We start from the raw sequence: 9,512 nt of genomic DNA on the forward strand, positions 1-9,512 counted from the left end.
AAGTGTTGTATTGAAAATAAAGATTTAATACTTACTTTAAGCCTAATGATCTATGTATATGTTTTGATTTTTAGTCTATATCCTAATGTACATAGATTAGGAGGTGTTTAAGTGGTATAATTTTCACTATAATTAGTAAAAAATACATATAATAAATACTGGAGGTATAATTTGTTTAGAGGATATAATTTGGATTTGTCTAATAATGAAAAACAGTCTTTTTTAGGAATAAGTGATCAAGAAATTGAAAACTACGAGAACGAGCTAAAGAATCTAAAAAGCATATTAAAAAGTAAAGTCAACGACACTGTTGTATTACCAAGAGAAAAAGATGGTAAAATAGATGGTTCAAAACTCATAGATGATTGGTTCCCAAGGCATAAATCAGATGTATTTATTTCTCATTCTCATAATGATACTAGAACAGCAAAGAGACTTGCTGTTTGGCTGAATAAAAACTTTGGACTAACAGTGTTTATTGATTCAATAGTATGGGGAAGTGCCAATGAGTTATTAAAAGGGATTGACAATGTATATAGCGTTTTAGAAAGAAAAGATGGTAATACTACCTATAATTATGACACAAGAAATTATACAACTAGCCATGTTCATATGATGTTGTCAACAGCCTTGAATGATATTATTGATCAAACGGAATGTCTAATATTTTTAAACACACCTGAGTCATTAAGTGTAAATGAAGCAAAAGATAAGAAAACTAATTCTCCATGGATTTACAATGAATTAAAAATAGCTTCTATTGTTAGAAAAATAGATCCTAGGAAATTAGAGTATAAAATGATTTTAGAAAAAAGTTATAGAGAATTTTCTCAACAGGAGCAAAGAAGTTTTGATGCATTGTATCATGTTGATGATCAATTATCTAAAATGGAAAGTTTAAACGCAGATAGGTTACAGGAGTGGTTAAATAACTTTAATACAAGCTCAAATAAAGAATTTCATGCGCTTGATATTTTGTATTTTGGTAAGGAAGTATCTAAAGTGAGGAGATATTTAGTAAATGACAATTAAAGTTAAATTTTTGGACAAAAGAATACGGCAACAATTCTCAAAAATTGTGGCTACAGTTAGTGCAGTTCTTTCAGCGATATTAATTTTTTGTGAAATCCCTGATGAATGGAAAATTACAAGTGGAATTATTTTTCTTGTTCTCTTACTTGTAATATATTTCGTAGTTTGGGTTTATGCAAATAGATTAGCTGAAACTACTCTAAGTATAGGTGGAACTTCTGTACAGATAAAAAAAGGCGATATTTTCAGAGAAGATGGCCTAAAAGTCATACCCTTCAACGAATATTTTGACACTATTGTTGATGATAGGATTATTGGAAAAAAATCTCTTAATGGCCAATATATTATAAAAATTTTTCCGGATGTTGATAAGCTATCTAAAAGAATAAAAGAAGATAAAGATTTAAATATTCCAGAAAATATACTTTGCAAAAATGTTCCTAGAGAAGGAGGAACAACAAAGTATAAACTAGGAAGTTCGATTGTAATAGATGAATATGTGTTGACAGCATTTTCTAAATTTAATAATAAAAATGAAGCTGAGTTAACGATGACAGAATATATAAATTTCCTCCTACAATTTTGGAATGAAATTAATAGAGTTTATGCACAAAAAAGCGTAACTGTTCCAGTTTTTGGGTCTGGAATAACAAGATTTAAGGGAGGATTTAATGAAATTGAGATTGATGAATTACTGAATATCATGCTTTGGACATTTAGAATTAGTGAGACCAGGTTTAAGTATCCTGCAAAATTAACTATAGTTATCTACGGAGATTTATTTGATAAAATTAATTTATTTAGCCTTCAGGAGGAAATAGATTAATGGCATATAGAAACGGAACGTACGTAGCGTTTGACGGACAAGCTACAACAGACCCAACAAAAAGTGATATGAAATATTATGGACTGCTTCAAAGATGGAATCAAAATAAAAGTAATACTTTGAGCTTTAGTGACAGTCATAAAAAAACTCACCAAGTTAGAGATACAAGCTCAAAACTAACTTTGCAAAGAAGATTAATTGAGAGATTGGGAAATTCGAAAAACATGTTACTTATATTGTCTGATGATACTTCATGGGATAGAGGAATGCTAAATTTTGAAATTGAAAAAGCTGTAGATAAATTTTCCCTTCCTATTATTGTGGCGTATACAGGTTACAATTATATATTAGATCCCAAATCATTCAGCTCCAAGTGGCCAAAAGAATTAACTGCGAGAATTAGTAATGGAACTGCTAGATGTATCCATATACCATTTAAAGAGAAGGCTATTATGTCTGCAATTTCACAATTTAGTATTCATGGCACGGGGGATAATATATTAACTGGTTCTTTAAATTATTACTCACGTAGTGCTTATCAAAATTGGGGATATATTCAGTAATAACATGAATTTCTCACTTAAATAAAACCAGATAGCATAAAAATGCGATATCTGGTTTTATTTTTATAATATGTAGTATAAGTCTATTCAGATTTTTTATAATCTTTTCTCTTAAAATGTTGATTACCATTCCAGTTGTTCAAAGTTTTATCAGAAGTTTTTAACACTAATTTTCCCGTTCATTTGACTAGCTATTTCACTATCAATTGTAGGATAGAGGTGTGAATGCGTTCCTAATGTAATTTGAATATCGGAATGTCCTAATCGTTTTTGTACAACAAGGGGGTTTGCATTTAATTCATTGATTAAAAAGCTTGTATGACTATGACATAACCCTTTTGGTTGAATAGGGACAACATTGGCAATTTTCGCATGCCTTTTAATGATTCTCCTGATTGTCGATTTTTGTCAAAACATGAAATATTCTCAATCTAGCAACCCGATCTGGATTATTTTTAGTAAGACTAATATATGGTGTGTTCTGTTTGTTTTTTAAATATGATTGTATTTTCTCCATTGATTTCCCTCAATTAAACACTGAACACTTTCTATTTTGATTCTAATAACATCAGTATAGATAGAGTAGCTCTTAAAATTATTTAAAAGCTACTTAACTTTAATTATCGATAGTTATTTAGAACAATTCTTTTGCCTCTATTAATATCATCAATTAATAATGAGCTAGTTACATAGTGTCTCTTCACCTCAGAAAATCTCAAACCAATTACAGTGAATTTAGCGTAATCATACTGCACGCTACCTTTGCCTGTAAGTCTCTCGTCAAGTTCTTCTTTAGCTTCAACCTGCTCTAAAATCAAAGGAATTTCTATTGATGTACCACTTAATCTTTTACCTATTTCAGCTATTTTTCTAAGACCTTTTTCGTTTAATACTTTTGTAAACATTTCGTATCCTCCTAAAATTCATTTATTTCTTCAGTAATCTCATACCATTCATCACAATATTCAAGATAGCATTGATAATCTTCGGAATCTTGATTCTGCCATTCCTTTAGTTCTTCATCGATCATCACAACCAAACTCCCTTCACTCTCCATAATTAAGCTTATAACCTGCAATTTATTTTCTAGACACCTACTTGACTTATAGACTTATTGACTTACGAAAAAGAATAACATAGATTTTTTATGTAAGCAATGCCTTACGAAAAGAAAAATAAAAAAACAGGGTCATTATAACCCTGTTTTAATTATTTTATTAACTATTTTCGACTGTTTTCAGTATGTGCCTTGTAATATCAGCGGTAGGAGTAGTATGGTTTAAAACCATTTGTACTTTATAATTTGTATATAATTCTCTTTCTATTCTAAAGTTTATTTTGACATAATCATTATCATTAATTGTTTGTGTATAATCTGGAACATGATAGTTATCTACTTGCTTTTTTATATGTTCAATCAAATTATCTGTAATTGTCTGATTGGTTCTTATCATAGTTACTTTATAAAGTTCGGAAAGTGTCTTTTTAACTCTTACAGTAACCATCATATGATTGTCTTTAATATCCTTCATTAATGACGCCTCCTTAATATGTGCCTTAATGCCTTATCAACTTATCACGAGGATTTTTATAAGTCAATTATTGCAGTGAGAATAGCAAGTTCGAATGATTTATTTAAAAATGTTTAGTGAGTAACATTTAAAAGTATGGTGACTTTTCGGTAACCCTTCATATTAATTAAAGTTATTTTAATAACTTTAAAAGGACTAATATGTATTGTTTGTAATTAACTAACGATATATCAATTTATTAATAAGTAGAGTGGGAATAGGTCATATACCTAACACTAACACTCTCTAAAGTTTTTTGTATCAAGGGTTTAGCGCTTGTTGTATAGCGTAATTACTTATCCACCTGCAACAATTGTGTTTCAAATAGGACTTTCCTTTATTCACGTTTTTCATATGAAAGGGAGGTCTTTTTTTATTCCTAGAATTATTGAATTGATTGATGGTTTCAAAATGAATCAAGACATCATTGGGCGTAAACCGAAGTATGTACAGATGTTTATATGGCGGTTAAACCGTTGGAGAGAATTCATGGAAATAGAATTTAACATCGAATTTGTAGAAGCGGTTGAGCCAATTCATGATCTCGTATTTACAATGTCATGTCATTTGGTTGAACGCTTCAATGGAGAACGTTTCTTAATCACTTCAAAGAATATCGTGGCGATATAGAGTAACTTTACGAAGAACATAGTCACGTTATTTACGATTCTCTACTTAGCACATCTGAAAAATGATGTGCTTTATTTAACGGAAGTAATTAAATATAATTGGATATAATGGAATTAAATAATTTATAGAATAATCTTTTTAACTTTTATTATACACTTTAGTGTATAAATGTTGGGAGCGAATGATGGTGACAATAGAAATTACAGAACAAAATAATGATGTAGTAGAGAGAGTAGAAAAACAAACTTTAGTTGTAGGTTTAATCATGCCTATATCAAATGCAGAAGGTTTTCCAATAGGACATTGGGAAGAAGTTAGAAAAATCATTGAGGAATCATTAAATGAAATAAAGGAATACCATATTGAAGCCAGTATGGTAAGTGAATCCGAAGATACTGCAATTATTCAAAAGAATATCATTCAACGTATTTATAAAGATGATATTGTAATTGTTGATGTAAGCTCAAAAAATCCTAATGTAATGTTTGAACTTGGTTTACGTCTAGCATTTGACAAACCTTTTATTCTTCTGAAAGATGATTTAACTGATTATGTTTTCGACATTTCTTCAATCTATCACATCAACTATCGCAGAGATTTGAGATATAAAGATATTGTAGATGTTAAAAATGAAATCAAGCGAAAAATAGTTGCAACATACAAAAAATCTTTAGAGGAAGATAGTATGTATTTAAAAGATTATGGCACATTCAAAGTAGCGGAATTGGAAAATACTGAATTACCTATTAAAGATTATATGGAGAAGATGTTTAGCGATATTAGAACAGAAATCAAAGGTATTAGAAAAGATAACAATAATAGTGCCTTATCAAATAATATGCAAAAAATAGAAAAAAACAAGAAATATCATTTGGAAAATAGGATTTTAAATTTAGTTAGTGAATATCTTTTAGAAAACCCATCGTTAGATACAACGGAGTTTTATAATAAGAATCATGAAATACAGCATTTAATAAGAGATGATAAAGAAGTAGGTATGTTCGCAACTAGTATTAAAGAAGTTGAGAATATTACAATTGAAGTGTTTAGTAAGTTGGATATCTTACCTTTTTAAGATTTTAAACGAGTAGCCAATGTGTTACTCGTTTTGTTTGTGTATACATAGCGCAGTCATACACCACTGTTCCACGCAACGATGGAAATCTTTTATCACTCGTCTCGGAAAACGACTCTACGCTATATCGGAATCACAGAGGAATTAATAGAAAATTGCATTAAGAGCATTTCATTTTTCTAATGGCTCTGTTGCTCTAAAGGGCTGACTTATAGGGGTTTAATCCACATTCAATTATTATAAATTGACCTGTAAAATTCACATTTTACTTAAATAGCTAGCATTTAATAGTTAGATAGGGTATTATATAAACAACTATTGTTTAACTAATTTTGTTTAACTTTAGTTGTTTGTAAAAACTGATGGAGGTAATGATGATGTACCAAGTTACTCAAAATTTACTTAAATGTATTTCGATTCGTTTTGCGGGATTAAAACCTTCGAGTTTGACCGAAGATGCAGGTGTTTACGTTCTGCTCCTGCCTAAAAGTAATTTACAGAACAATGAATCTTTGAAGAAATTAGATGACTACCTTAGGACAATAGAATATGTAGGACAAGAGAAAGGGGATTATCTATTATATGTAGGTCGAACTACCAATAGACGTGTTCGCTTATATCAAAATCACTTACAAGGTACTAAAGCAACAGCACGTTTAAAAGTAGCCTTAGTTTCTCATGGTATTGTTGCCACTGAAAGTGATGCAAAAGAGTTTATAAAGAAATATTGTAATTTTAAGTTTCTAACTTTACCTAACGAAACTACGAAAGAGCAATATGACTTTAAGTTAGCGGAGCATCAAGTTAAGGTAGACTTAAAACCTGTATTTATTGATTAACAATACGGTGTTTTCCGATATTTAGCAGATACAATTTCTTAATAGAGGGCAACCCTGTTTGCACTATTGGATAACGGCTTTTATTGATTTCATATCTTCTTCTTTAAAATCTTTAAAATTTTTCTTTTCAACTGTTTAAATATCTTCTTTTCTAAGACAACTTAAATCGGCCATCATAAAATTAGCTATGTAAAGAATCCAATAGTGTAAAAAAGCTCACTTATCTTTATGAGATAAGTGAGATTTTTTCTAGTCTTTAATCGTAACACCAAGCATTATAGCAAATGCAGCGGCTTGATCGAAGCGAATTGATAATCCCTTTGCTAAGGCAGGTGTTAATTTAATATCAATAAAATCACAAGTTGAAAAATCTAAACTACTTAATTTGCTCTCTGTAAAATCAGCTAATTGTAAATTGCATTTTAAAAATTCTACTTTATCAAAATGAACATCCTGAAAGAAAGCCTCCTCTAATTGATTTTCTTCAAAACCAACTAGATTCATTTTGCTTTCAGAGAAAATGGAATAATTCATCAAACAATCTTTCCATAATACATTTTTGAATTTACAGCCGATAAATTGTGATCCTATTAACTTACAAGACTGAAACTGACAGCGATAAAATATTGATTTGTTGAAGTCAAAGTTAGAACAATCGCATTTTTTGAAAATGATATCTAAGAATTCCATTTGAGTGTAATCGTTTGTTAAGAATCGGCAATTTTCAAATTGCACTTCTTGTAATTGTTTTCTTCCGAAGCGACAATCAACTTCACAATCGATTAGATGTGTATTTTCTTCAATTTCCTCAAGCATAATAGAATCATTCTGAATGGTTTGTGTATAGTTTTTTGATGGTTCCATTATTTTGTTCATAAGATCGCCTCACTAGCTTAAATTTAGTAAATAGTATGTCGTATATTGTAGGAAAGTGTAAATATTTATTACAAATAGATTGATTGAAAAGGTTGACGATAGGTTTATTTACGAACTATTCTACGATAAAGTTTGTAAATGTTCGGAAAAACTATTGAAATGATAATAGAAGCGTGATATATTATCAAAGTAAATTAAATAACGTCGTCGTATAATGTCGGGAATATGGCCCGAAAGTTTCTACCGAGTTACCGTAAATGACTTGACTACGATTTAATAAGAAGAAGGAAAATACCTTCTATTTATATCTTTGCAAGATTTGAATGGCTTGTAAAGAATCGTAGGCAGTCAACTTAAAATTGAAGTTGATTGTCTTTTTTTATTCTCACAGACGTATAAGACGGCATACGGAGGATTAATCATGAAAAAGTATTTCCAATTTGAAGAACTTGGCACAAATTACCGCCGAGAGATAATTGGTGGCGTGACAACATTCTTAGCGATGGCATATATTTTAGCGTTAAATCCACTTATTTTAACGTTAGCAGATGTAAAAGATTTACCTGATGCAATGCGTATGGATTACGGTTCTGTTTTTGTGGCAACAGCTTTAGCAGCAGCAGTTGGTTCATTCATTATGGGCTTCATCGCAAAATATCCAATCGGTTTAGCGCCAGGGATGGGACTTAATGCATTCTTTGCTTATACTGTTATCTTAACTTACCATATTCCATGGCAAACAGGTTTAACTGGCGTATTCTTCTCAGGTGTTATCTTTATTATTCTTTCATTAACAGGTATTCGTGAAACAATTATCAATGCTATTCCGGTTCAGCTAAAATATGCTGTTTCTGCAGGTATTGGTTTATTTATAACTTTTGTTGGTTTAAAAAATGCAGGTATTGTGGTAGCAAATAAAAGTACATTTGTTACTTTAGGTGATTTCACAGATGGTAATGTATTGCTAGCGATCGCTGGTATATTTATAACTGTTATTTTATTAGCACGTAAAGTAAAAGCAGGTATTTTCTATGGTATGGTGATTACAGCAATTATTGGTATGATTTTTGGTTTAGTAGACGTACCAAAAACAGTAGTTTCATCAATTCCAAGTGTAGCACCAACATTCGGTGTTGCTTTAGATCCTATTATCCATGATCCAGCATCATTATTTAATGTAAAGTTCCTTGTCGTTGTATTAACATTCTTATTCGTTGACTTCTTTGATACTGCAGGTACTTTAATGGCTGTAGCAAACCAAGCAGGATTAGTAAAAGACAATAAATTACCACGTGCAGGTAAAGCTTTATTAGCAGACGCATTAGGTACAACAGTTGGTTCTATCTTCGGTACTTCAACTACTACTGCATATGTAGAATCTACTGCTGGTGTTGGTGCAGGTGCACGATCTGGTTTTACAGCAGTTGTAGTAGGTGTGCTTTTCTTACTAGCGTTATTCTTCTCACCATTACTAAGTGTCGTAACAACAGCAGTAACAACTCCTGCACTTGTAATTGTTGGGGTAATGATGGCATCATCGTTACGATTAATTGAATGGGATAAATTCGAAATTGCAGTGCCAGCGTTTATGACAATGTTCATGATGCCAATGGGTTACAGTATTGCTTCTGGTATCGCAGTTGGGTTCATTTTCTATCCAATTACAATGTTACTAGCTGGACGTAAAAAAGAAGTACATCCATTAATGTATGTTTTATTCTTCGTATTCCTTGCATACTTCATTTGGGTTAGATAGTTTTAATAAAATTAAGCAGCTTTCCTTTGGGAAAGCTGCTTTTTTGTATTTATCTAATAGAAGGAGATTAAAGATTTTAATAAAGTTATTATTATTTTAAATTAAAGCATTGACAACTAGTTAATAGGGGAGTATAGTTATCAACGTTGACTCGTTAAGAGACAACAACCTACAAAATATGACTTAAAACTTCTGATAATAAAGTTCTTGACTTTGAAAATCAGACGTGGTAAGATATAAAAGTTCGCTACTGAGTGAACTGAATATGAACCTTGAAAACTGAACAAGCAAGACGTTAATCAATAAACTTTGATTACTAACTAATGTTAGTAACAAGGACAAAC

10 protein-coding genes and 1 riboswitch are annotated in these 9,512 nt (G+C 30.7%); of the genes, 7 read left to right on the forward strand and 3 right to left on the reverse strand.

Annotated elements, in window-relative coordinates:
- Positions 1–171: 171 nt before the first annotated feature.
- From ABE048_RS05320 to ABE048_RS05330, 3 genes are read left to right on the forward strand one after another with little or no spacing between them, the layout of a single operon-like run.
- Complete coding sequence (locus ABE048_RS05320; RefSeq protein WP_430309676.1) at positions 172–1,032, forward strand: hypothetical protein; 861 nt, start codon at positions 172–174, stop codon at positions 1,030–1,032.
- The gene (locus tag ABE048_RS05325; protein WP_430309677.1) at positions 1,022–1,858 is read left to right on the forward strand and encodes a macro domain-containing protein; all 837 of its coding nucleotides are present in this window, start codon (positions 1,022–1,024) and stop codon (positions 1,856–1,858) included. The genes ABE048_RS05320 and ABE048_RS05325 overlap by 11 nt, the downstream gene beginning before the upstream one ends.
- The gene (locus ABE048_RS05330; RefSeq protein ID WP_430309679.1) at positions 1,858–2,421 is read left to right on the forward strand and encodes a TIR domain-containing protein; all 564 of its coding nucleotides are present in this window, start codon (positions 1,858–1,860) and stop codon (positions 2,419–2,421) included. Before ABE048_RS05325 ends, ABE048_RS05330 begins: the two co-directional genes overlap by 1 nt.
- A gap of 620 nt (positions 2,422–3,041) precedes the next feature.
- Here ABE048_RS05330 and ABE048_RS05335 read toward each other — a convergent pair.
- Both ABE048_RS05335 and ABE048_RS05340 read right to left on the reverse strand, forming a co-directional pair.
- Positions 3,042–3,326, reverse strand: a complete 285-nt coding sequence (locus ABE048_RS05335; RefSeq protein WP_430309681.1) for a hypothetical protein — start codon at positions 3,324–3,326, stop codon at positions 3,042–3,044.
- A 312-nt stretch (positions 3,327–3,638) separates the two neighbouring features.
- Entirely contained in the window at positions 3,639–3,953 is a 315-nt protein-coding gene (locus ABE048_RS05340; RefSeq protein ID WP_430309682.1) for a hypothetical protein, read from the reverse strand.
- Between the two features lie 450 nt (positions 3,954–4,403).
- Between ABE048_RS05340 and ABE048_RS05345 the strand changes: the two genes are divergently transcribed.
- The 3 genes from ABE048_RS05345 (at position 4,404) to ABE048_RS05355 (ending at position 6,536) form a co-directional block, all read left to right on the forward strand.
- Entirely contained in the window at positions 4,404–4,622 is a 219-nt protein-coding gene (locus tag ABE048_RS05345) for a hypothetical protein (protein WP_430309684.1), read from the forward strand.
- A 187-nt stretch (positions 4,623–4,809) separates the two neighbouring features.
- Positions 4,810–5,697 (forward strand): hypothetical protein, encoded by an 888-nt coding sequence (locus tag ABE048_RS05350; RefSeq protein WP_430309686.1) that lies wholly within the window; start codon positions 4,810–4,812, stop codon positions 5,695–5,697.
- Between the two features lie 377 nt (positions 5,698–6,074).
- Positions 6,075–6,536: a hypothetical protein gene (locus tag ABE048_RS05355; protein ID WP_430309687.1), complete on the forward strand. Its 462-nt coding sequence runs from the start codon at positions 6,075–6,077 to the stop codon at positions 6,534–6,536.
- Positions 6,537–6,785: 249 nt separating this feature from the next.
- Here the strand turns inward: ABE048_RS05355 and ABE048_RS05360 are convergent, their stop codons facing one another.
- Positions 6,786–7,412 (reverse strand): pentapeptide repeat-containing protein, encoded by a 627-nt coding sequence (locus ABE048_RS05360; RefSeq protein ID WP_430309688.1) that lies wholly within the window; start codon positions 7,410–7,412, stop codon positions 6,786–6,788.
- Between the two features lie 187 nt (positions 7,413–7,599).
- Positions 7,600–7,701: riboswitch (purine riboswitch) on the forward strand.
- A gap of 132 nt (positions 7,702–7,833) precedes the next feature.
- On the opposite strand from ABE048_RS05360, the gene ABE048_RS05365 reads away from it, so the two are divergent.
- Positions 7,834–9,168, forward strand: a complete 1,335-nt coding sequence (locus tag ABE048_RS05365; RefSeq protein WP_430309689.1) for an NCS2 family permease — start codon at positions 7,834–7,836, stop codon at positions 9,166–9,168.
- The last annotated feature ends 344 nt before the right edge of the window (positions 9,169–9,512 follow it).

It is taken from the genome of Rummeliibacillus pycnus, assembly GCF_050459865.1.
GTDB lineage: Bacteria > Bacillota > Bacilli > Bacillales_A > Planococcaceae > Rummeliibacillus > Rummeliibacillus pycnus_B.

Bases quoted from the DNA above. Each gene is read 5' to 3' on its own strand.
- ABE048_RS05325 (WP_430309677.1), top strand. From the start codon at position 1,022: ATGACAATTAAAGTTAAATTTTTGGACAAAAGAATACGGCAACAATTC.
- ABE048_RS05330 (WP_430309679.1), top strand. From the start codon at position 1,858: ATGGCATATAGAAACGGAACGTACGTAGCGTTTGACGGACAAGCTACA.
- ABE048_RS05335 (WP_430309681.1), bottom strand. From the start codon at position 3,326: ATGTTTACAAAAGTATTAAACGAAAAAGGTCTTAGAAAAATAGCTGAA.
- ABE048_RS05340 (WP_430309682.1), bottom strand. From the start codon at position 3,953: ATGAAGGATATTAAAGACAATCATATGATGGTTACTGTAAGAGTTAAA.
- ABE048_RS05345 (WP_430309684.1), top strand. From the start codon at position 4,404: ATGAATCAAGACATCATTGGGCGTAAACCGAAGTATGTACAGATGTTT.
- ABE048_RS05355 (WP_430309687.1), top strand. From the start codon at position 6,075: ATGTACCAAGTTACTCAAAATTTACTTAAATGTATTTCGATTCGTTTT.
- ABE048_RS05360 (WP_430309688.1), bottom strand. From the start codon at position 7,412: ATGAACAAAATAATGGAACCATCAAAAAACTATACACAAACCATTCAG.
- ABE048_RS05365 (WP_430309689.1), top strand. From the start codon at position 7,834: ATGAAAAAGTATTTCCAATTTGAAGAACTTGGCACAAATTACCGCCGA.